Here is a 20956-nt window from a genome sequence, read left to right as displayed (position 1 = left end):
CCGAAGCAAAACCGTTGCCAGAACTACTCAAGAGAACCTCGGACGCACCCAGTGTAATCCCTGAATGCAGCAAGCCCGATAGTATCGGAAGGGTGACTGCCGAACGCCAACAACCAACCTTTGAAGAGCTCGGTGTGGCCGCCGAACTATGCGACGCCCTCCGCGAAGCCGGAATCGACCGAACCTTCGCCATCCAAGAGCTCACCTTGCCCATCGCCCTAGACGGCCGCGACCTCATTGGCCAGGCACGAACCGGCATGGGTAAAACCTACGGATTTGGCATTCCCCTGCTCGATAGGGTCTTTGATGCAGCCGACGTAGCCGAACTCGACGGCACCCCGCGCGCACTCGTGGTAGCACCCACCCGCGAATTGGCCTCCCAAGTCTCCGAGGACCTCACCAAAGCAGCCACCTACACCCCCGTGCGCATCACGACGATCTACGGTGGACGCCCCTTCGAAGAACAAATCAAGGCCCTCGAACGCGGCGTCGACGTGGTGGTGGGCACCCCGGGACGGCTTCTGGATCTGCATAAACGTGGCCACCTGGACCTCAGCCAGGTCGCCATCCTCGTGCTCGATGAGGCAGACGAGATGCTGGATCTTGGATTCTTCCCCGATATTGAAAAGCTGCTCGAAGCACTCACCCACCAGCACCAAACCATGCTCTTCTCGGCCACCATGCCAGGGCCGGTGCTCACCCTGGCTCGCACATTTTTAGATAAGCCGGTGCATATCCGCGCAGAAGAAGTTGGGGCATCTCAAACCCACAGCAGCACCAAGCAGGTGGTATTCCAGGCCCACCGGATGAATAAAGACGATATTACGGCCAGGATCCTGCAGGCCGATGGCCGCGGAAAAACGATCATCTTCTGCCGCACCAAACGCTCCACCGCGCAACTGGCCGAAGATCTTGCACAGCGAGGCTTCCGGGTTGCAGGCGTGCACGGCGACCTAGGCCAAGGCGCACGCGAGCAATCACTTAAAGCCTTCCGCGAAGGGCGCGTGGAGATCCTCGTGGCCACCGACGTGGCAGCCCGCGGCATCGACGTGGACGATGTCACCCACGTCATCAACTACCAGACCCCCGATGATCCGATGACCTACGTGCACCGCATTGGTCGCACCGGTCGCGCAGGACACAGCGGAACCGCAGTCACGCTCGTGGGATATGACGAGCTGGCTAAATGGCAGGCCATCAATGATGAACTCGGCCTCGATACACCTGAGCCTCCGCAGTGGTTTTCCACCTCACCTGAGCTTTTCCAGGCGCTGGATATTCCCGAAGACGCCAAGGACCGCATCGGCGCACCCAAACGCAGCCTTGGCGGCGGCACCACCGCTTTGCGTGGCCAAGGCAAACGCAGGGACAGCCAGCGCGGTGGCAGGGATGGACAGCGCGGCGGCAGGGACAGCCAGCGCGGCGGTGCTCGCTCGAAGGCGCGGCGATCCCGCACCACGAAGCGATCATGAAACCACTGCGAAGACGACGCCGAGATCTCCTCGCCACCGGCGCACTCAGCCTGGCCAGTGTGCTTTTTGTCGCCGGGGTGTGGTGGGCAGCCCCCATCCGCGACTCGCATCTTGAACCCGTAGAGCAGCCTCCCGCGGCGCCACTGCAAGCAGCGATGGCACTGCCTTCAACCCTTGAGCCGCTATGGGAGGCAGCACTGCCGCCGATGGTCAACGCTCCCGTGTTGGCCGCAGGCTATCCCGTGGTGCTGGATTCCACCGGCAAGACAGTCCAATCCATCGATCCTGCTACCGGGCAGCCCAGGTGGAGCTATACCCGCGATGCTGCGCTGTGCTCGATGGCCAGCGCATGGGATGCGGCGGTGTTGAGTTATGCCTCCGGGCGCGGCTGTGGTGAGGTGGTGGCGATTCATGGCCTCGATGGCACCTATCAAGCCACCCGCGCAGCGCACGCCTCTGACACGGTTGTGCCCATTAGTTCCAAGGAGCGCGCCGGGATCGTATCTGCTGAGCGTGTTGATTTATGGCGTTCGGATCTGGTTCGCACCGTGGTGTATGGAGAAATTGATATCCAGCAAGAGCCCAATGAGCAGCCACATCCCGAGTGCGTGATCTCCTCTGCGCTGACGCGCTCGACGTTGTTGGCGGTGGCAGAGACCTGCAAGGAGCATACGTTTGTGCGCCTACAAAGCCCTGATCCTGAGGAATCCTCCGTGCCGGAGGTTGATGCCTCGGTGGAATTTGCCAAGGGCAGCCAGGTGGTAGGGATCGCCGGCGGGGCCGTGGCCGTGTATGAGCCCGGATCACCTGCGCACTTCTATGTGTTCAATAGCGAGGGCAAGCAGCAGCACAGTGAGGAGGTAGCGCCTTCTGCTCAGGTTGAGGCTTGGCAAGAAGGCGAGGTGTTTCAGCCGCAGGTGGCTCCCGCTGGCAGATTGACGCAGTGGTTTGATGGCACGCGCTTATACGTGCTCAACGCCAAAACCCTGGTCCCTGTTCGCATCTTTGATCAGGCGATCGGCACGGGCACCATGGTCGGTTCTCAGCTTGCTATTCCCACCGATACGGGCGTGGAGCTCTACGGGGTGGATAAGACCGCGATTGAAGAAAAACCCCAGCGAAGCATCCGTGTGGACCGAAAGGGCACTGCTTCTAAGGTGGCCTTGGCCGTCTCGGGCGGGGTCCTGCTTGAGCAGCGAGATGACCGCCTCGTGGGGCTCGGCACTAAGGACTAGGGATCCCTAGACCGCTTGGGCTTCGTGGCTTTTTGCTTATCGACGAAACCGCGCCGAAGCCCACTGCACGGCAGGGGCGGAAAAGAGCATGGCCAAACCTGCCAGGGCGCTAATTCCCACCAGGATGCCGAGCAGCCAGGCACCCGCTTTGAACATGTAGATGGTGATGGGAACCAGGAGTAGTTCGAGCATGAGCACCGGGCCGCGGCCCCAGCGCTTGCCCTGAGACATACGCCAGGCAGCGAAGATGACGGTGCCGAAGACGATGATGAAAAAGATCGCGGTGCCGTAGCCCACGGCGGTATTGGCCTGATCACTTTCATAGACGATGGAGGCGTCGCGTTTGCCCATCATTCCACGGACGATCAACACGATTGCGTAGCCAAGGCCGATCAGTGACTGCACTGCTGCGATGAGGGCGGCACTACGAACCTGTGCTGGGGGCATGGGCTGAGGTTGGGCTTTATTCACAGCACATTAGTGTAGCGCCTCGCTGTTCTAGCGCTTTTGAATCCGGATGCGAAGTTCTTTGCCAGGCTCATCGTTGCCCCTCAGGCGGTGCACTGATCGGGGTAGCGCCGAAGCCGACATGCTTGGGGTGATTGCGCCGTATATGACATATGGTGGCGCGGCTGTGATCTGGGGTGATCTGGGGTGGATTTTAGCTCTGATTAGCGCTTTGTTTACCTTTTCGACGCCCAGGCTTTCATGCCATTTTGCCCACCTGCAAGCCTCTGTGTACCCCCAAGATTGTGGCAAGATTTGACCATCTCGACTTCACATGCATCTCTGTTTTGTTACAAAAGCACTGCATAACCCTCTAAAGATTGCGAAGCTCGCCACACCCCCAAGCCAAAAAACCGCATAAAAGCGCCTTATTTTTGTGAGCTTGCACACTTTTTGGGCTTTAGCTCTAGTCAAGTGAAGCTTCACATGTCATGCTTTCTGGGTACTTGAGGCGAGCCCACACGATGCTCTCGCCCGAAACTCTAGGGCAACCTGCGGCTTCGCCGCTTTTTTGTGCCCAAAGGCAGGCGCTCAACAGCGCCGCTTCACCCCGTGGAGCCTGCCTAGAGTGACAACACTGCTACCACCCCAAGGAGACTTTCAATGGATTGGCGCCACGAAGCAATCTGCCGCGACGAAGACCCCGAGCTGTTCTTCCCTGTTGGCAACTCCGGCCCCGCGCTGGCTCAGGTCGCCGCAGCGAAGGTTGTTTGCAACCGCTGCCCCGTCACCTCCCAGTGCCTGGCTTGGGCACTCGAAACCGGCCAGGACGCCGGCGTGTGGGGCGGCATGAGCGAAGATGAGCGCCGCGCACTCAAGCGCCGCAAGAACCGCGGTCGTCGCGCCCGCATCTCCGCCTAAATACAGGCCACTACCCCACTGCCTGCACCACGGATGCAAGGTAGTGGGGTTTTAAATTTCTTAGCCGATGTGCCAGCCGGTACACTAGTGAGCTGTTACTTTTTCCGCAGAAAAACGCAAAGGATGTACCCATGAGCAAGCGTGGACGTAAGCGCAAGGATCGTCGCAAGAAGAGCGCAAACCACGGCAAGCGCCCCAACGCTTAATAAGCCGACAAGCGCAGTGATGCCCCCAGCCTTTCGCTGGGGGCATCACTTGTTTTTAGTATTCTCGCCGTTCCACACGGATGGAGTACGTAATCTTTTGCCTGAGGCGCGAAGGCGCCGGTGCGCAACAGCATTGTCGCAGCAGGGAGCGCAACTCCACCTCGGCGGCCACTCGCTCAGCGCATCCCGGACATGCCTCAAGGTGAGCACGCAAACGCGCGCAGTCCTCGGCGCTGAGTTCTTCATCTAAGAGCGCAAACATAGAGGCGTGAATCTCTGCACAATTGCAATCTCGGTGCATGCCGTTCATTTACTTCACTCCCTTGCCGTTGGCACTACCTGATGCACTTGCAACACCAATGCCGTGTTCTGCTGCTACGTCCTTCAACGCTTCACGGAGCTGCTTTCTTCCACGGTGCAGTCTGCTCATCACCGTTCCTAGAGGAGTACCCATGATTTCAGCGATCTCCTTATAGGCAAGGCCTTCCACATCGGCGTAATACACCACCATGCGGTAATCCTCCGAAAGATTGTTCATCGCCTCTGCGATGTCTTTATCGGGCAGGTTCTTCAGCGCCTCCACCTCGGCAGATTCCAATCCGGTGGAATCGTGCGAAGACGTGGCAAATAGTTGGTGATCGCTAATTTCTTCGGCCGAAGATTGAGAAGGCTGGCGCTGCTTTTTGCGATAGGAGTTGATGTAGGTGTTGGTCATGATTCGGTACAGCCATGCCTTGAGGTTGGTGCCAGGCTGAAAGCTCCCGAAAGCCTGAAACGCCTTGATATAGGTTTCTTGCACCAGGTCTTCGGCATCGGCCGGATTCCGAGTCATGCGCAGCGCACCGCCATAGAGTTGGTCGAGCAACGGCAACGCCTCAGCTTCAAAGCGCTCGTGTAGCTCTTTGGTGTTTTCAGCCACAGTTCTCCCTTAGGTGTTCGAATCTCTTTCGAGTCTAGGTGTAACAATGGCTCCATGGCGAAACGACAACATGCACCAACTCCGGCGCTCAATGCGCTTATCAAAGCCGATATTGCCCATACGGTGCACCACTTCAAAGCCGGCACCACTAACTTCGGCGCCCAAGCAGCCCAAGAGCTCAACCTCCCCGAAACACAGGTGTTTAAGACCCTCATCGTGGAGCTTTCCGGTAAATCAACCTCGGGGTTGGCGGTTGCATGCCTGCCAGTGGCCAATAGCTTGAACCTCAAGGCGATGGCCAAAGCCCTCGGCGCCTCTAAAGCCACGATGGCCGATCCCCACCAAGCTCAGCTCAGCACCGGCTATATCCCCGGTGGCATTTCACCATTTGGCCAAAAGCGTCGCCTGCCCACGGTATTAGATTCCCGTGCCCTCGACTTCGAGCGCATCTATGTCTCAGGTGGGAAACGCGGCCTTGATATTGGGCTTACGCCTCAGGACTTTCTCAAGGTCTTAGACGCCAAAGTCGCCGACATTCTTGCCTAAAACAGCCCGGCTGGCTGGAGTAACTCCGGGTAGTCGTTTCGCACATTGCCCACCGCCGGATCGGCCGGTTGAGCCTCAAAGCCTTGGGTTGGCCCCGGTATTAGCAGTTGGGCGGCTTCCTCGTCACTGCCAAGCATCCACTGCTGGATCTGCTCGGCAGCTAAAAAGCGCGGCATTCGGTGGTGAATCCAATCCAGTGGTTCGCGCGCCTCGGTCGTGATCATCGTGGCACTGACTTGCCCATCGTTGTCTTCATACAATCCCGCCACCCAAATCAGCTCCCCGGTGCTGATCCAATAGGGCTGCTTGTTATGCCATTCGTAATAGCCGTCCATGGGGATGGCACAGCGACCATGGCGGAATGCAGATCGAAAGCTCGGCTTTTCTCGCACGGTTTCTGCCCGCGCGTTAAAGAGTGCAGGCCCTGAGTCGTCCTGTTTCCAGTGCGGAATCAATCCCCAACGCGCAGGTTCCAGGCTCGCCTCTTGGGCGCTTTGTGCCCTCAAGATGGGGATCGGCGTTGTTGGAGCAACGTTATAGCGCGCACGAGGTAATCCTTGGGGTGCCGTGATCCTTGCAAAGCCTGAGGCATCACCGGCAGCCTGGATGAGGGCATCCTCGGTGGTAAATAACACGAAGCGTCCGCACATAGCCTTTATTATGGAACAATGCCGAAGTTTTGGAATGCACCGCATGTTCAGACCCCCATTCGCGCCACGGTTGCTGTGCCTGGTTCGAAGTCAATGAGCAACCGTGCCCTGGTGCTTGCCGCCTTAGCTGATGGGCCTTCAACGATCCGTGGCGCACTCCAAAGCCGAGATTCCTCCCTGATGTGCGCTGGCCTTCAAGCGATGGGCACCGACATCGAGGAAGGCGACGTCATCCGCGTGAGCCCGGCACCCTTCCACGGCGGCACCGTGGACTGTGGCCTTGCCGGCACCGTCATGCGCTTTCTACCGCCGGTGGCAGCCCTTGCTCAAGGCACCGTGCTTTTCGACGGCGACGAGCAGGCGAAATCCCGCCCGATGGACACCATTTTGAACGCCTTGAGAAGCCTCGGTGTGCAAGTAGACGGCAACACCTTGCCGTTTTCGGTTCATGGTGATGGCCAACCCCAAGGCGGCGAGGTACACATTGATGCCTCAAGTTCCTCACAATTTCTTTCCGGGCTGCTGCTTTCCGCAGCACGCTTTGCCCAAGGAATGCGCATCCGCCACATCGGCTCGCACCTACCGAGCATGCCGCATATCGATATGACCATTGCCATGCTGCGCGAGGCGGGAGTGGAGGTAGCCCAACCCGAGCCGCATGTCTGGGAAGTGCAGCCCGGAGCGATCCAGGCGCGGGAGTGGTTGATTGAACCAGACCTCTCCAATGCCACGCCCTTTATGGCTGCAGCCGCGGTTAGCGGTGGGCAGGTTTGCATTGCCAATTGGCCTGAGAGCACCACCCAGCCTGGCGATCAGATCCGCGGAATTTTAGAAGCAATGGGCTGCCAGATCGAACGTCGTGGCAGAAACCTGTGCGTCACTGGACCAGAGCGTGGGGCCCTTTTGGGTATTGAAAAAGATATGGGGGAAATCGGCGAGCTCACCCCCACGGTGGCTGCGCTGGCTGCTTTGGCTCAAACCCCTAGCCGTTTAAGCAATATTGCGCACCTACGCGGGCATGAAACAGATCGACTTTCTGCCCTTGCCACCGAGATCAACCGGCTAGGGGGGCGATGCATCGAGCACCCGGATGCCCTGGAGATCCAACCAGCGGCCTTGCATCAAGGTCAGTGGCATTCCTATGCCGATCACCGAATGGCTACCGCCGGGGCGATTATCGGCTTGCGGGTTGCAGGTGTGGAGGTTGAAAATATTGAAACCACCGCCAAGACCCTGCCTGGTTTTGCACAGATGTGGCAGGCGATGATCGATTCGAGGGAGTGCTAAATGGCCAGGCGTTGGGATGAAAGCGATGTGAAAATCCGCCCCGGCAAAGGCTCGCGCCCTCGCACCAAGGACCGTCCCCAACATAAGGATGCAAAATTCGGGATGGTGGTGAGCAAAGACCGCGGCAGGTGGGGTGTTGTTCTCGATGGGCAGCATCAGCCGGTGGTGTCGATGCGGGCCCGCGAGATGGGCCGCACCCCCGTTGAAGTGGGTGACAGGGTTGGCATTGTGGGCGATACCTCTGGTCGCCCCGGTTCCCTGGCCAGGATCGTCAAACTCGCCCCACGTACCTCCGTGCTCAGGCGCACCGCCGATGACACCGACCCTTATGAGCGCATCGTGGTGGCTAATGCCGATCAGTTGCTCATTGTGTCTGCGGTGGCCGATCCCGAGCCACGCGCTGGTTTTATCGAGCGTGCTTTGGTGGCCGCGTTCGTAGGCAACCTTCAGCCCATCATTGGGCTGACCAAATCCGATCTTGCCGATCCCGCTGCCTTTGCCGCCGAATTCGAAACCCTTGATGTGCCGGTGCTGCTCTGCGGTGTCGATGATCCTTTGGAGCCTGTGATGCAGCAGGTGGCGGGCAAACGCACGGCACTGATTGGGCACTCGGGTGTGGGTAAATCCACCTTGGTCAATCGCCTTATTCCAGAGGCGCAACGTGAAACTGGTGAGGTTTCAGGAGTAGGCAAAGGCCGCCACACCTCCACCCAGGCGGTGGCTCTTGAGCTTGCTCAGGGTGGATGGATCATTGATACCCCTGGTATTCGATCCTTCGGTCTTGCCCATGTGGAGGCCGATACCGTGGTTGAGGTATTCGATGATCTTCGAGAGGCGATTGAGGCGTGCCCTCGCGGCTGTACGCATATTGGCCCACCGGCGGATCCACAGTGCGCACTCGATGACTTTGAGGCGGACTCCCCCACCGGCAGGCGCGTGGAAGCAGTGCGAAAACTTCTGGTGGCACTGCGATCCAATGAGACTTACTAAACGCGCTTTCTTAGCTCTTTGAGCAGCTTCAGGCCAGTTTTTAAGCCCTTGCGCACGCCGTGCTTAGCGCCTACCCATAATTGATGCTCAATGGGCTCAAAGGCCTTATTTGAGCGCACCTCGGGGGCATTATCCGGGCTTGCTCGCAGGTATTTATTGGGCAAGCTGAGTTTGAGCAAGGTTCTTTGCACCTTGGCGAGCTGTTTGGGAAAGCTATCCACGTTATAGGGCAGATCAAATTCCACGCATAATGCCTGCACCTTGCGCCCCACCTGGGCAAGGCGGTTTGAGGGCATGTCGGGAAAGAGGTGGTGTTCGATCTGGTAGTTCAGATTGCCCGACAAGATGGTGAGGATTTTCCCGCCGTGGAAGTTGGCAGAGCCAAGCATTTGGCGCAGATACCACTCGTTGTGGTCTTCGTTTTTAAACTGCTCCTTGCTAAAGGTTTCTGCCTCATCGGGGAAGTGCCCACAGAAGATGACGGCATAGGCCCACAGTGAGCGCACGAAATTCGCGGTGGCATTGGCGCTGAGGGTATGAACGAAGTTCTTCCCTGAAAGTGCTGGGAAGAGCAGGTAGTCGCGGGCTGATTGCCGGCCTGCCTTCTTGGTGGTCTCCCAAAACTTCTCGGCTGTTTCATCCCAGGATTTCCGGCCTGCGAAGTACTTGCCAAGCTCGACATCGTAGTAGCCCACTGCCCACTGAAAGAGGCTCGCCAGCACGGTGTTGATCACAGGCTGGAAGGCGTGCATTGGAGTCCAGGTGCGATCGCGGGTCACGCGCAACACGCCATATCCCACGTCGTTGTCCATACCAATGACGTTGGTATAGGTGTGGTGGACGTAGTTGTGCGAATGCATCCACTGCGACGATGGGCACACCAGATCCCATTCCCAGGTGCTGGAGTGGATCACGGGATCATTCATCCAGTCCCATTGGCCATGCAGCACGTTGTGGCCGATCTCAAGATTTTCAAGGATCTTCGACAATGACAACAAGGTGGTGCCAGCCACCCAGGCCTTCTTCTTGCCGCTTAACAGCAGCACGCCGCGTCCGGCTACTTCGAGGGTGCGTTGGAAGCGAATGAGGTTTTTAATATAGGCCGCATCGCGCTCGCCTAGATCTTGGGTCACTTCGGCCTTAATGGCATCGAGGCGCCTGCCGATTTCTTGAATATCCTCATCGCTGAGGTGTGAATAGGCTCTGATGTTGTCAATCGCCATGGGTTGCTCCGTCTCTGATTCTTGTGTGCAGCTTCTTGGGGTGTGTTAGGCCTGGATGCGAATATCGCCTTTGGGAACGCTCACGCAGGTGCGCACCCGCTCGCCTGATTCATGGGTTTCACCGCTGACCAGGTCGATCACTTCGCCTTCTTCGAGTTGTCGCACGCAGGTGTGGCAGATTCCCATGCGGCAGCCAAAGGGCATGGGCACTCCTGCTGCTTCTCCTGCTTCCAAGATGGTGGTGCCGCTTGCTGCGGTGTGTTGGGAGCCATTGGAAAACTCAATCCGCCCACCTTCGGCGTCACTTGTGCGCTGGAGGCTAAAGCGCTCACTGTGCAAGGCCACGTCCTCGCCAGCCCACTGGTGCCAGTGGTCCAGCATTTCTGCAGGCCCGCAGGCAAAGATTTCCCTCTGGCGCAGATCTGGCACGAGCTGTTCAAGATCTTCAGCCTTCGCCCTGCCTTCGGTGGAGGTTTCGCGAATAATGATGCGGATATCTTGTGCGAACTGCTCAAGGACCTCGCCAAAGACGTGATCATCGCGGCTTCGCACGCTGTGGTGCAGCACCACGTCACTTGATGCGAATTCTTTTCGTTCTTGCATGCCTCGAAGCATGCTGATCACCGGGGTGATGCCGGTGCCTGCGGTGATGAAGGCAATTTTCTCAGGCACGGGATGGGGTAGGTAGAAATCCCCGGCGGGTGCTGCGATCCGAATGGCCGTGCCTGGGCTTGCAGAGCCAATGAGGTGATTGGAGAGTTTGCCTTTTTCTACCGCCTTCACGGCGATGGAAAAACGACCCTGGTTGCTATTGGGCGCGTTGGTTAAAGAGTAGCTACGCCAGATATATCGGCCCGCTATTTCGACACCGATGCCGATATATTGTCCGGGTTGAAAGTCCGTGGGCACTCCCCAACCGGGAGTGATGTCTAAAAGGACGACATCGCCATGACGGCGGACCTCTTCAATTCGCCCGCGCAGTTCCCTGGTGGACCATAAGGGATTGAGCACTGCCGAGTAATCATCTGGCAGCAAGGGCGTAGTGAAACGCTTGAGGAGGCCTCGCATTGCAGCGAGACGGTCGCGTGTGCGAGAAACCGCCATGAAAGATTCACCTTTGCTTTGCAAGCGAAATAGTTACGATGCCGTAACCCTACGCAAGCTGCGCAAAGATGTCAATGGGGCTAGGCTAGCTGCACCAGTGCAGAAAGTTCACTTGGGTCGTACCACGCCATGAACTGATCCAGGGCATCGCCCACGCACAGTTCTGCATCTTCTACACCAAGATCGGCTTGATCAATCACCTCGATGGCAGCAGCAGTGCTCTGCTCATTGCCTTGGGTATCCACGTGGATAGCGGCCACCTGATCAAAGGAGATCACGGCCGGATCCACCTGCATTACCGACTCCCCTAGGTCAGGAACAAAGGTGATGGCAGCATCGGGGATATCCGCCGAAATCACCGCGCGGCGATGAGGGTGCATCTCATCGCCAATGGCCAGCAGCCGAATAGATGCCAAGGCAGCATCCTCGAAGGCAGAATGCGCGATTTCTTCTTCGTCACCGGAGGTATAAAACTCCCGCAGCGCAGGGGTTACGCCAAAGGCATAGCCGGAACGCACGGGCACCTCGCCTTCCTCGGCAAGGGTGCGTAGAAGCTCGAAGGTGGCGGGAATATAGACGCGCACTAGAACTCCCCTTGAATACCGAACAGGCCGGTAATTTCCACCACGGCACGGTCAAATTGCTGGTAGTAGACGCCAACCAAGCCATTGTCTACCGCAGCGCGCACATTGAGGATGGAATCATCAACCATCACGCAGTCCTTCATGGGCAGCTCGATGGCCTCGGCTGCAAACTCGAAGGCACCTGCCTCGGGCTTTTCCACGCCGATCTCCCCGGAGAGCACGACAGCGTCGACAAGCCCACGGTCTTTGAAGGCACGGATCGGAGCAGCACCGGGGCCGCCTGGATCATTGGACAAAATGGCAATGCCGATACCGGCGGCCTTGAGCGCACTGAGCAGTTGCTGCCAACGTCGCTGCGACTCTTCTGAGCCGTCGAGCACGCCCACATAATCAACGATGAGTCCACGCATCGTAAGTCATCACACCTTGGGATAGATTGTTCCTAGTTTTGCCGTTATTCTTGCACATATCACTCCTTGCCAGCGCCTGCCCACGCGCCGTCAAGCGGATTCGTTGCCAAAGCTCATGTCACCGACCCTAAGGAGACTCAGGTTACATGCTGGTCGCGATCCCCGGCAGGAATCTTTTAAAGAAACTCCCACCAGCGCCGCTGAAGCCCCATGAGGCCATCAGCCACCCCGTGCCCGCAATTGACCCTGCACTTCGCCAACAAGCCAGCAGCATGTTGCAGCACGCGCTTGAGGTGGCCGCGGGCATGCGGGCGGTGGCCAGCTTGAAGCAGCGACACTTCGCAGAACAGGTGCGCAGGCATATCACCGCCCGCTTAGTGGGTGGGCAACGCATCGATAGCTCCGTGAAGCTCGAATCCTTACACCTGCGCATCCAAGGCCAAAGAATCGATGCGGTGGGCAGTGCCACAAGCCAGCAACGCTGCTTTGGCTACCTCGCCCAATTTGAGCCCGCAATGGGAAACACCCCCGGACTTCGCATGCGAAGCCTGAGGGTGCTCTAGCAGCTCAGCCGCGATTACTCGGCGGAGGTGGGCTGCTCCTGCTGCTCGAATTGCTTACGCACCATGAACAACTGACGCACCGTTTCTTCCTTGATGCCGTCTTTCATGGCGTTAAACATGTCGCCGCCTTCTTTTTGGTATTCCACCAGCGGGTCGCGCTGCGCCATCGCACGCAAACCAATGCCCTCTTTGAGGTAGTCCATCTCGTAGAGGTGCTCGCGCCACTTCTGGTCGATCACCGGCAGGATCACCATGCGCTCAAGGTTGCGCATCTGGGCGTCACCACCGACAGAAGTCACCATGGTTTCGAGCTCCTTGTATTGGGCGTGGGCGTCGTCAAGCAACGCTTCACGCAAATCCTCAGCGCCGAGCTCGCCGGGAGCACCGTACTCGCTGCCCTCAATCAATTCCTCGCTGCTCACGCGCGGGCCGTAGAGCGACTCAAGGGCATGCCAGAGTGAATCCAGATCCCAGTCCTCCACGTAGCCATTGGCGGTAGCACCATCGACGTAGGCATTGATGGTGTCGTCGATCATGTGCTGGACGTTATCGGCAATATCGGCAGCCTCAAGGATCTCGCGGCGCTCGCGGTAGATCACCTTGCGCTGCTCGTTCATCACCTCGTCGTACTTGAGCACGTTCTTACGCATCTCAAAGTTCTGGTTCTCCACCTGGGTTTGCACACCCTTGATGGAGTTCGTCACCATCTTGGCCTCGATCGGCACATTGTCCGGCACGTTCAGGCGATTCATCATGTTTTCCATGGACTGGCCAACGAAGCGCACCATGAGGTCGTCACGCATGGAGAGGTAAAAACGCGTGGTTCCCGGGTCACCCTGGCGGCCGGCACGACCACGAAGCTGGTTATCGATGCGTCGGGATTCATGGCGCTCGGTACCAAGGACGTACAGCCCGCCTGCTTCACGCACTTCGTCGGCAAGCTTTGCTCCACGAGCCTTGACTCGGGCGAGCTCCTCATCCCACGCAGCCTCGTACTCTTCCGGGGTATCCACGGGATCGAGGCCACGCTCACGCAGGTTCAGGTCCGCGATGATATCGGGGTTGCCACCGAGCACGATGTCGGTACCACGGCCGGCCATGTTGGTAGCCACGGTCACGGCACCCGGCAGACCTGCCTGAGCTACGATCTGGGCTTCTTGCTCGTGGAATTTCGCATTGAGCACATTGTGCTTAATGCCGCGACGCTGCAGCAGCTTGGACAGGTACTCCGAACGCTCCACCGAGGTGGTACCCACCAACACCGGCTGGCCTTTGGCCACACGCTCGGCAATATCTTCCACCACGGCCTCGAACTTGGCTTCCTGGGTCTTGTACACCAGGTCGGTCATGTCCTCGCGCTGATTTTCGCGGTTGGTAGGAATAGCCATCACGTTGAGCTTGTACACCTGGTGCAGCTCGCTTGCCTCAGTCTCAGCGGTACCGGTCATGCCGGCGAGCTTGTCGTAGAGGCGGAAGTAGTTCTGCAGGGTGATCGTGGCCAGGGTCTGGTTTTCGTTTTTGATCTCCACCGACTCTTTGGCCTCAATCGCCTGGTGCATGCCCTCGTTATAGCGACGCCCAGCCAGCACACGGCCGGTGAAGTCATCCACGATGAGCACCTCGCCCTTGCGCACGATGTAGTCCTTATCGCGGGTGAACAACTCCTTGGCCTTCAAAGAGTTATTCAGGTAGCTCACCAATTGGGAGTGCTCGGGGGCATAAAGGTTATCGATGCCAAGCTGGTCTTCTACAAAACCAACGCCTTCTTCTTTAATGCCAATGGTGCGCTTGCGTTCATCCACTTCATAGTGAATGTCCTTCTTCATCAGCGGCGCAAGCTGGGCAAATACCGAGTACCACTGCGATGAGCCGTCCACCGGGCCGGAGATAATCAGCGGGGTACGTGCCTCGTCGATCAGGATCGAGTCGACCTCATCCACGATGGCGTAGTGGTGACCGCGCTGCACCAGATCGTCCAGCGAGCGGACCATATTGTCACGCAGGTAGTCAAAGCCCAGCTCGTTGTTGGTGCCGTAGGTGATATCGGCGTTATACGCTTGTCGACGTTCCTCCGGGCGCATCTCAGACAAAATGACGCCCACGTCCAGGCCGAGCCAACGGTGCACACGACCCATCCACTCTGCGTCACGCTTGGCCAGGTAATCATTCACCGTCACCACGTGCACACCCTTGCCCTCTAGGGCATTGAGGTAGGCGGGCAGCACACAGGTCAGGGTTTTACCCTCACCGGTGCGCATCTCGGCTACGTTGCCAAAGTGCAAGGCGGCACCGCCCATCACCTGCACCAAATAGTGCTTCTGGCCCAGCACACGATAGGAGGCTTCGCGGGCGGTGGCGAAGGCTTCGAGCAGCAAATCATCAAGGGATTCGCCTTCTTGAATGCGGCGCTGGAACTCAGGAGTTTTGGCTTTGAGTTCCTCATCGCTCAGAGCCGAATACTCTTCGTCGAGCTCGAGCACGCTTTCGGCGATCTTTTTCAGGCGCTTTACCGCACGCCCTTCACCGACGCGAAGCATTTTAGAAAGTCCAAGCACGTGCACAGTTCCTTTAACTATTGGCTAATTTTTGCAAGGTAATTGCGATCAACGTAGGTATTGTACGTTTTGGGTCTGTGAAAAGCACGAACACCCGGATACCTCTGAGCATCTTCTAACTCAGAAAAGCAATCCGGGTGCGGCTTCAAAGCAAGCGTCAGATGACCTTATGCCTTGTCGTTGCTCAAAGAGATCAAGCCATAGTCATAGGCGTGACGACGGTACACCACCGAAGGCTGACCAGTCTCTTCATTGACAAAGAGGTAGAAGTCGTGACCCACGAGCTCCATCTCAGATAGCGCATCATCCACGCTCATCGGGGTGGCGGAGTGTTCCTTGGTGCGCACGATCTGACCGGGCAGCACATCTTCGACGGAATCAGCATAGGGATCTTCATCGTATTGATCCTTGGCGCGAGCCTGCTCGGCCTCACGCACCAACTCCGCGGCGGCCTCGCCGGTGCTCTTTGGAGCACGGTGGCCGGACAGGGAGATGGACCGACGAGCCTTGACCTTACGCAGCGAACGCTCCATACGAGACAGCGCGGTTTCAAGCGCTGCGTAGAAGCTGTCTTCCTTGGCCTCAGAACGGGCAATGTGGCCCTTGCCGGTAGCGGTGATCTGAATGCGATCAGAGTTATCTGCACGGCGAGGGTTCGGCTCGTGCTGCAACTCGACGTGGAAGAACGTCAGCGTAGGATCCAAACGCGCAATCTTGGCAAGCTTGGAATTGACTCGTTCCGCGAAATGCTCGGGAACCTCGACGTTGCGGCCGGTGATTGACACCTTGACGTCCGGGCTCAACACCTCGTTGGAGCCATCAGGCGTGGTCATAATCACGTACCTCCCTTATGTTGTCCGCCCTTGGAGAAAACCTCTGACAGACCCCCTCCGGGCGGGGTGAACTTTCACCATTAAGGATACCCGTAGTTTTGCACCCATCGCCATAGAATGTTGTTCGCTCTCAGCGTTGGCAGATTCTTTGCTACAGCCACCAAATCCAAGCACTTGGTGCTAGCGCCAAAAAGGCCCACCACCTTCAAGCATGAGAAAACCCCAGGCAGGCAGATACTTTTACCCCTGCGCTTTGCAGCACGGCCACGGAAGTAGACAGGGTTGCACCGGTGGTAATCACGTCATCTACCAGCAGCACCGGCGCATCAACGGTGCCCAAAAGCTGCACAGCACCGGAAATATTTATTCTTCTTTGCACAGCGCTTAACCCGGCGGAATCACGCACCGTCTTGGTGTGCCTCAGCAGTTGCGCACTTGGAATACCACTGGCCTTGCAGGAAAGAAATACCGGATCCCCACCCCTTGCTCGCTCATTGCTCGCGGTGGTTGGAGCAGGCACCAAACACACCCCCTCGGGCACGCGCCCTTGAGCCTCCAAGGTGCCAACCGCAGCAGCCAGCACCGCACCGAATACCGCGCACATATCCATACGCCCGCGCTCTTTCATGCCAAGGATCATCGCGCAACGCACACCACCGTAGGCACCGAGGGAATACACCGGCACATGCTGTAACACCCTGGTGCTCACCCGCTGCGGTGGGTGCCTGAGGTGCTGTTTGCATTGCGCGCACAAGGACACCCCAGGTGCCGCACATCCTGCGCAGCACCGCGGCAGGCACAACTCCCCCAGTGCCAACAACGCTGCGCGCACACCTCGGATATTCATAACCCCCACCCCCACAGGCATCGAACGTGCTTGCCACGGTGCCGATACCCCATCGGCACCCAAGCTCAGTTTGAGGTTAAGGCCACTCAGTGGCACCTGCAAGAGGAAGGCAGTACTAGTTCGGAACCACCACAGGTGCGCGCACGCCTTCGATGCCGGCCACCTCGCGCCAGAAATTCGCCTCCTGCAGATCCTTCGGAATCTGCATCGTCGCTCTGGCATCGGTGGCGAAGATCGTGGAGCTATTAGACGTCACCGACACCACCGGAGCATCAAGGTTGGCTCCGGGCAGCGGTGTGGCACTTGATCCGTCTGGGGCTGCGATCCACACTGGTGCTTCTGGGTTGGCGGTACCGATCAATAGGGTGCCATCTGCTTGCCAGTCCAAGGAGATGATCGTGTCTTCAAAACCAGGCAGAAGATCGATCACGTTGGTCACTTTGCGTTCACCAACGTTCGGCCTAGCCACCACGCCCACATAGACCTTGCCGTTCATCACGATGGCAACCCTGGATCCGGCATGAGAAAGCTGCAACACCGAGATATCGCTGTGCTCGCCCAAAGACTCCGAATCAACTTCAGTTTGGACGATTTCGCCATTATCGCTCGAACGCGCCACGCGGGCGATCTTTTGCCCATCAATCACAGTCCACAGCGAGGACGCCGTTGGCTCAAAGGTGGGCTTGGTCAGGGTTCGCGCGCGAAGCTTACTTTCTAAAGGCGTATTCATGGTGCCGATCAGCAGCTCAGATTCACGATCATCGCCCTGGCCAAAGCTTCGCACCACACCAACAGCATCGCTCTTGCCGGAGATGCTGATGGATTCAATAGCGTCAATTTCACCAATCGGCTTATTTACCGGGTTGATTCTGCCGCCATTGATATTGACCAATTGGCCACCGAGTAGCGCGTAGGCAGTATCGAAGCTGTTGCCGGTGGCCTGGGGGTTGTATTCGGCGAAATTATCCACGGTGAGGTCGGGATCCTCGGTGTCTCTGGAGCGCACCGGATTGCCATCAAATGCCAGGTGGTAGGGGCCGCCGATTTCTGCCATGCCCAAGGTCCAGACGATACTGGCCGCAAGCCTGCGCATCGCGTCTGAGCTGAGATTAGTCAGGCCACTAAATTCATACACACCCTCGCGCCTACCGGCGTAGGTGGCATCCGCTGGCAGCTCATCCATGACGCCGGGGGCAAGCCACTCGGAGGGGCCTTCAATGAGCAGTGACAGCAGTGCTGAGTCGAGCGAGCCCGTTCGGTTATAGATCCATCGTTGATCTGCTACTAAACGGCTGCCACTGGGATCAAAGAAATAAACATTGCGCATGGTGTAGTGGTTACGAAACGCATTGCGCTCCACCATGATTTGATTTGGCAGGTCGACGATGCGCCACTCACCATCAATTTCTTCAAGCCGAACGTTTTGCCTAAACGGCATCTTGCGGGGCTGATAGGCTCCCGCTTTGCTTACCTCACCGACGATAGTGCCGGTGACCTCATAGGTGCGCCCCGGCTCTTCATCGTCTTGGGGTGCGGAATTCACATCGATGCGATCAAGCACGAGAATGTCTGGCCTTGGCGCCCACGACTCGGCTTTTTCTTTGCTCATATAGCTTTTCGCCGCCCGGTATTGCTGTTCGGCTAAAGCATTGGCGCTATAGAAATCACGAAGCAAAAGGTCTGGTGCTTCGCCTTCTTTTGGCCCTTCAAAGCTAGAGGGTTGTTCTTGTTCAAAACTCCTAATCGCCTGCGGATCAGTTTCTGAAGGCACAGAAATACACGCACTCAGCGCCATGGCGGCAGCAGTAGCTACGCAGAGCATCGGAATTCGCTTCATCATTGATCCTCCTCGCTGAGGTTAATGCCCTCGCTGGGGCGTTCCTTGCTCTCAGGCGCATGCAGCGGCAAGGGAGGTTGGTTGATCTCGCCACCCGGTGTGCGAGGCAGCAGCACCCTGAAGGTGGAACCCACGCCGATATTGCCGCGAGCTTCAATGGTGCCGCCGTGCAGGTGGGCATCTTCGAGCGCGATGGCAAGGCCCAAACCGGTGCCGCCGGAGTGGCGTTCGCGCGAGGGATCTGCGCGCCAAAAACGTTCGAAGACGAGCTCTTCTTGTTCCGGTTTCAAACCAACGCCATGGTCAGTCACAGTCACGGCAATGGCATCCGCGCTCATGGCGGTACGGATTTCCACTGGGTTACCTTCCGAGTGGTCCACAGCGTTGGCAAAGAGGTTGCGCAGAATTCTCTCGATACGCCGGGCGTCGCCCACCATTGGCAACGGATCGTCTTCTGGCACGAAGGTGACTTGCACACCGAGTTCCTTGGCCAGGGCGCGTACCTGATCCCAGGCAGAGTGGATGCATTCGCGCATATCGAGTTGGGTCGGTGAAAGTTCCGTAGCGCCGGCGTCGTAACGCGAAATCTCCAGCAAATCATTGAGCAGGTCTTCAAAGAGATCGAGCTGCTGAACAAGCAACTGGGAGGCACGCTTGGTGTGCGGTGCAAACTCCTCCGATTCGGAGTTGATCATATCGGCGGCCAAACGCACCGTGGTCAAAGGTGTGCGCAGCTCATGGGAGACATCGGAGGTAAATTGACGCTGGAAATTGCCGTATTCTTCGAGCTGCTGAATCTTCTTAGACAGGCTATCGGCCATGGAGTTAAAGCTCATGGCAAGGCGCGCTATTTCGTCTCGGCCATCGACGACCATTCTTTCTCGCAGATGCCCATCGGCGAAACGTTCCGCAATGCGGCTGGCTGAGCGCACCGGGGTAATGAGCTGATTGGTGGCCACCCAGACGATGATCACGAAGAGCACAATCAACAAGATGGCCGCACCTGCGAAGGAACCGCGCAGCATGGCCAATGTGGCCTCGTCGTTTTCCATCGACATCACCAGATACACCTGGAGGTTGGGCACCTCGGCGTCGGTCGGTGTGCCGATGATTAAGGCCTTGTAGCTGGAATCGTCGCTTCTTCTGATCGTGGCGTATTGGCTTGCTACCTGCCCCTGGGCGACAAAGCTGCGCAAACGCTCAGGGATGCGGTAGCCCTCGGGGGCGGAGATCACCTCACCGCCTGGATCATTGACCAAGATCACCGGCTCGTAGACGGCCTGCTCCTGGCCTTCTACCGCCCGCGAGACAATGGCGGCACGGGCAGTTTTGAGTCGAACATCCAAGGGGCTTGATGCACCCGTGGCAGCGATTTGTTCCTCCACGGCCACACGCGCGCGGTCGATCTCTTGTGCCGCGATTTCTTCTTTGGCGTCCATGAACCGACCAACCAGGAAGTTGGTAACGAACATGGCCAAAATAAGCAGCACAAAAGCGGAGGCAAGAATAATCGTGCCCAACACGCGGTATTGAACGCTGGTTTGCCAGCGCTCTACTAGTGCGTGGCGTACTCGGTGAATCAGCCCAGAAATGGCCTTGTGCTCCTTAGCCGATCTTGTAACCCACACCGCGGATAGTTAAGACGATCTGCGGATTATCTGGGTCTTTTTCAATCTTGGAACGAAGACGCTGCACGTGGACGTTGACCAGGCGAGTATCGGCGGGGTTGCGGTATCCCCACACCTTCTGCAGCAGTTCTTCTCGGCTAAATACTTGGCCTGGGCGCGAAGCCAGCTCCACGAGCAGTTGGAATTCGAGCGGGGTGAGCTGAATTTCCTCACCATTGCGGGTGACCTGGTGGCCGGGGACGTCGATGCGCAAATCCCCTGCTTCTAACACATCGTGGTGCTCGTCTTCGCTTCGACGCAAGCGCGCACGCATACGAGCGATGAGTTCTTTGTGCTTGAAAGGCTTGGAAATATAGTCATCGGCGCCCGATTCAAGGCCAAGCACCACATCGACGGTGTCCGTCTTTGCGGTGAGCATGACAATGGGCACCGAGGATTCCCGACGGATCATACGGCAGATGTCGATGCCATTGACCCCTGGCAGCATCAAGTCGAGCAGCACCAAGTCCGGCTGCTCGCGCTGAAATACCGGCACGGCTTGGGCACCATCGGATACAGCTACCGTTTGATAGCCCTCGGCCTGGAGCACCAAGGTCAGCATCTCAGAGATGCCAGGATCATCATCGACGACGAGGATTTTTGGGGGCATGGATTTAACGGCCACCCTTTCTTCTTTTCTGCGTTGCTCAGACCCTCTTA

General features: G+C 57.8%; 22 protein-coding genes. 8 read left to right on the top strand and 14 right to left on the bottom strand.

Annotation, left to right across the window (positions count from 1 at the left end):
- Nucleotides 1-92 precede the first annotated feature (92 nt).
- Complete coding sequence (locus IEU99_RS06120; protein WP_128890291.1) at nt 93-1472, top strand: DEAD/DEAH box helicase; 1380 nt, start codon at nt 93-95, stop codon at nt 1470-1472.
- Complete coding sequence (locus IEU99_RS06115) at nt 1469-2707, top strand: Rv3212 family protein (RefSeq protein WP_128890292.1); 1239 nt, start codon at nt 1469-1471, stop codon at nt 2705-2707. Before IEU99_RS06120 ends, IEU99_RS06115 begins: the two co-directional genes overlap by 4 nt.
- A gap of 36 nt (nt 2708-2743) precedes the next feature.
- Here the strand turns inward: IEU99_RS06115 and IEU99_RS06110 are convergent, their stop codons facing one another.
- Nucleotides 2744-3154, bottom strand: a complete 411-nt coding sequence (locus IEU99_RS06110; protein WP_128890865.1) for a hypothetical protein — start codon at nt 3152-3154, stop codon at nt 2744-2746.
- Nucleotides 3155-3817: 663 nt separating this feature from the next.
- On the opposite strand from IEU99_RS06110, the gene IEU99_RS06105 reads away from it, so the two are divergent.
- Together IEU99_RS06105 and IEU99_RS11065 are read left to right on the top strand one after the other, a co-directional pair.
- Nucleotides 3818-4075, top strand: a complete 258-nt coding sequence (locus IEU99_RS06105) for a WhiB family transcriptional regulator (RefSeq protein WP_123960686.1) — start codon at nt 3818-3820, stop codon at nt 4073-4075.
- Nucleotides 4076-4206: 131 nt separating this feature from the next.
- Nucleotides 4207-4281, top strand: a complete 75-nt coding sequence (locus tag IEU99_RS11065) for a 50S ribosomal protein bL37 (RefSeq protein WP_012714902.1) — start codon at nt 4207-4209, stop codon at nt 4279-4281.
- Nucleotides 4282-4336: 55 nt separating this feature from the next.
- Here the strand turns inward: IEU99_RS11065 and rsrA are convergent, their stop codons facing one another.
- Both rsrA and IEU99_RS06095 read right to left on the bottom strand, forming a co-directional pair.
- Nucleotides 4337-4591, bottom strand: a complete 255-nt coding sequence (gene rsrA, locus IEU99_RS06100) for a mycothiol system anti-sigma-R factor (RefSeq protein WP_188358291.1) — start codon at nt 4589-4591, stop codon at nt 4337-4339.
- Complete coding sequence (locus IEU99_RS06095) at nt 4592-5200, bottom strand: sigma-70 family RNA polymerase sigma factor (protein ID WP_128890293.1); 609 nt, start codon at nt 5198-5200, stop codon at nt 4592-4594. It abuts the gene before it with no gap.
- A 54-nt stretch (nt 5201-5254) separates the two neighbouring features.
- Here IEU99_RS06095 and ybaK point away from each other — a divergent pair, with 54 nt between their 5' ends.
- Nucleotides 5255-5746 (top strand): Cys-tRNA(Pro) deacylase, encoded by a 492-nt coding sequence (gene ybaK, locus IEU99_RS06090; protein ID WP_128890294.1) that lies wholly within the window; start codon nt 5255-5257, stop codon nt 5744-5746.
- Here the strand turns inward: ybaK and IEU99_RS06085 are convergent.
- Nucleotides 5743-6396 carry an SOS response-associated peptidase gene (locus IEU99_RS06085; protein ID WP_128890295.1) on the bottom strand — a complete coding sequence of 218 codons (654 nt, stop codon included), beginning with the start codon at nt 6394-6396 and terminating at the stop codon, nt 5743-5745. The two genes, ybaK and IEU99_RS06085, sit on opposite strands and share 4 nt — an antisense overlap.
- A gap of 18 nt (nt 6397-6414) precedes the next feature.
- Between IEU99_RS06085 and aroA the strand changes: the two genes are divergently transcribed.
- Nucleotides 6415-7683 (top strand): 3-phosphoshikimate 1-carboxyvinyltransferase, encoded by a 1269-nt coding sequence (gene aroA, locus IEU99_RS06080; RefSeq protein WP_128890296.1) that lies wholly within the window; start codon nt 6415-6417, stop codon nt 7681-7683.
- On the top strand, nt 7684-8673 hold the full coding sequence (gene rsgA / locus IEU99_RS06075; protein ID WP_128890297.1) for a ribosome small subunit-dependent GTPase A: 990 nt from the start codon (nt 7684-7686) through the stop codon (nt 8671-8673).
- On the opposite strand, the gene IEU99_RS06070 is transcribed toward rsgA, so the two are convergent.
- The 4 genes from IEU99_RS06070 to IEU99_RS06055 form a co-directional block, all read right to left on the bottom strand.
- On the bottom strand, nt 8670-9896 hold the full coding sequence (locus IEU99_RS06070; RefSeq protein ID WP_128890298.1) for a fatty acid desaturase family protein: 1227 nt from the start codon (nt 9894-9896) through the stop codon (nt 8670-8672). The two genes, rsgA and IEU99_RS06070, sit on opposite strands and share 4 nt — an antisense overlap.
- A 45-nt stretch (nt 9897-9941) precedes the next feature.
- On the bottom strand, nt 9942-11000 hold the full coding sequence (locus IEU99_RS06065; RefSeq protein ID WP_128890299.1) for a ferredoxin reductase: 1059 nt from the start codon (nt 10998-11000) through the stop codon (nt 9942-9944).
- Between the two features lie 80 nt (nt 11001-11080).
- Nucleotides 11081-11584: a DUF6912 family protein gene (locus tag IEU99_RS06060; RefSeq protein ID WP_128890300.1), complete on the bottom strand. Its 504-nt coding sequence runs from the start codon at nt 11582-11584 to the stop codon at nt 11081-11083.
- Nucleotides 11584-11994, bottom strand: coding sequence for an HAD family hydrolase (locus IEU99_RS06055; protein ID WP_128890301.1), 411 nt, complete (start codon nt 11992-11994; stop codon nt 11584-11586). The genes IEU99_RS06060 and IEU99_RS06055 overlap by 1 nt, the downstream gene beginning before the upstream one ends.
- Nucleotides 11995-12140: 146 nt before the next feature.
- Here IEU99_RS06055 and IEU99_RS06050 point away from each other — a divergent pair, with 146 nt between their 5' ends.
- Nucleotides 12141-12557, top strand: coding sequence for a hypothetical protein (locus tag IEU99_RS06050; RefSeq protein WP_128890302.1), 417 nt, complete (start codon nt 12141-12143; stop codon nt 12555-12557).
- 14 nt (nt 12558-12571) lie between these two features.
- Here IEU99_RS06050 and secA read toward each other — a convergent pair whose 3' ends face one another.
- The 6 genes from secA to mtrA form a co-directional block, all read right to left on the bottom strand.
- Nucleotides 12572-15112: a preprotein translocase subunit SecA gene (secA, locus tag IEU99_RS06045; protein WP_128890303.1), complete on the bottom strand. Its 2541-nt coding sequence runs from the start codon at nt 15110-15112 to the stop codon at nt 12572-12574.
- A gap of 167 nt (nt 15113-15279) precedes the next feature.
- On the bottom strand, nt 15280-15945 hold the full coding sequence (gene hpf, locus IEU99_RS06040; RefSeq protein WP_128890304.1) for a ribosome hibernation-promoting factor, HPF/YfiA family: 666 nt from the start codon (nt 15943-15945) through the stop codon (nt 15280-15282).
- A 205-nt stretch (nt 15946-16150) separates the two neighbouring features.
- Nucleotides 16151-16654, bottom strand: coding sequence for a ComF family protein (locus IEU99_RS06035; RefSeq protein WP_229718401.1), 504 nt, complete (start codon nt 16652-16654; stop codon nt 16151-16153).
- A gap of 253 nt (nt 16655-16907) precedes the next feature.
- Nucleotides 16908-18632: an LpqB family beta-propeller domain-containing protein gene (locus tag IEU99_RS06030; RefSeq protein WP_128890306.1), complete on the bottom strand. Its 1725-nt coding sequence runs from the start codon at nt 18630-18632 to the stop codon at nt 16908-16910.
- Nucleotides 18629-20257, bottom strand: a complete 1629-nt coding sequence (gene mtrB / locus IEU99_RS06025; protein ID WP_229718400.1) for an MtrAB system histidine kinase MtrB — start codon at nt 20255-20257, stop codon at nt 18629-18631. Before mtrB ends, IEU99_RS06030 begins: the two co-directional genes overlap by 4 nt.
- Nucleotides 20235-20906 carry an MtrAB system response regulator MtrA gene (gene mtrA / locus IEU99_RS06020; protein ID WP_128890307.1) on the bottom strand — a complete coding sequence of 224 codons (672 nt, stop codon included), beginning with the start codon at nt 20904-20906 and terminating at the stop codon, nt 20235-20237. Before mtrA ends, mtrB begins: the two co-directional genes overlap by 23 nt.
- Nucleotides 20907-20956: the final 50 nt, after the last annotated feature.

The sequence above is a fragment of the Corynebacterium pelargi genome, from assembly GCF_014635485.1.
Lineage (GTDB): Bacteria > Actinomycetota > Actinomycetes > Mycobacteriales > Mycobacteriaceae > Corynebacterium > Corynebacterium pelargi.
This window is presented reverse-complemented; position numbering and strand designations above follow the sequence as displayed.

Excerpts from the sequence above, each read along its gene's own strand:
- IEU99_RS06115 (WP_128890292.1), top strand. The coding sequence starts at position 1,469 with ATGAAACCACTGCGAAGACGACGCCGAGATCTCCTCGCCACCGGCGCA.
- IEU99_RS06110 (WP_128890865.1), bottom strand. The coding sequence starts at position 3,154 with ATGCCCCCAGCACAGGTTCGTAGTGCCGCCCTCATCGCAGCAGTGCAG.
- IEU99_RS06105 (WP_123960686.1), top strand. The coding sequence starts at position 3,818 with ATGGATTGGCGCCACGAAGCAATCTGCCGCGACGAAGACCCCGAGCTG.
- rsrA (WP_188358291.1), bottom strand. The coding sequence starts at position 4,591 with ATGAACGGCATGCACCGAGATTGCAATTGTGCAGAGATTCACGCCTCT.
- ybaK (WP_128890294.1), top strand. The coding sequence starts at position 5,255 with ATGGCGAAACGACAACATGCACCAACTCCGGCGCTCAATGCGCTTATC.
- IEU99_RS06085 (WP_128890295.1), bottom strand. The coding sequence starts at position 6,396 with ATGTGCGGACGCTTCGTGTTATTTACCACCGAGGATGCCCTCATCCAG.
- aroA (WP_128890296.1), top strand. The coding sequence starts at position 6,415 with ATGCCGAAGTTTTGGAATGCACCGCATGTTCAGACCCCCATTCGCGCC.
- rsgA (WP_128890297.1), top strand. The coding sequence starts at position 7,684 with ATGGCCAGGCGTTGGGATGAAAGCGATGTGAAAATCCGCCCCGGCAAA.
- IEU99_RS06070 (WP_128890298.1), bottom strand. The coding sequence starts at position 9,896 with ATGGCGATTGACAACATCAGAGCCTATTCACACCTCAGCGATGAGGAT.
- IEU99_RS06065 (WP_128890299.1), bottom strand. The coding sequence starts at position 11,000 with ATGGCGGTTTCTCGCACACGCGACCGTCTCGCTGCAATGCGAGGCCTC.
- IEU99_RS06055 (WP_128890301.1), bottom strand. The coding sequence starts at position 11,994 with ATGCGTGGACTCATCGTTGATTATGTGGGCGTGCTCGACGGCTCAGAA.
- IEU99_RS06050 (WP_128890302.1), top strand. The coding sequence starts at position 12,141 with ATGCTGGTCGCGATCCCCGGCAGGAATCTTTTAAAGAAACTCCCACCA.
- hpf (WP_128890304.1), bottom strand. The coding sequence starts at position 15,945 with ATGACCACGCCTGATGGCTCCAACGAGGTGTTGAGCCCGGACGTCAAG.
- IEU99_RS06030 (WP_128890306.1), bottom strand. The coding sequence starts at position 18,632 with ATGATGAAGCGAATTCCGATGCTCTGCGTAGCTACTGCTGCCGCCATG.
- mtrA (WP_128890307.1), bottom strand. The coding sequence starts at position 20,906 with ATGCCCCCAAAAATCCTCGTCGTCGATGATGATCCTGGCATCTCTGAG.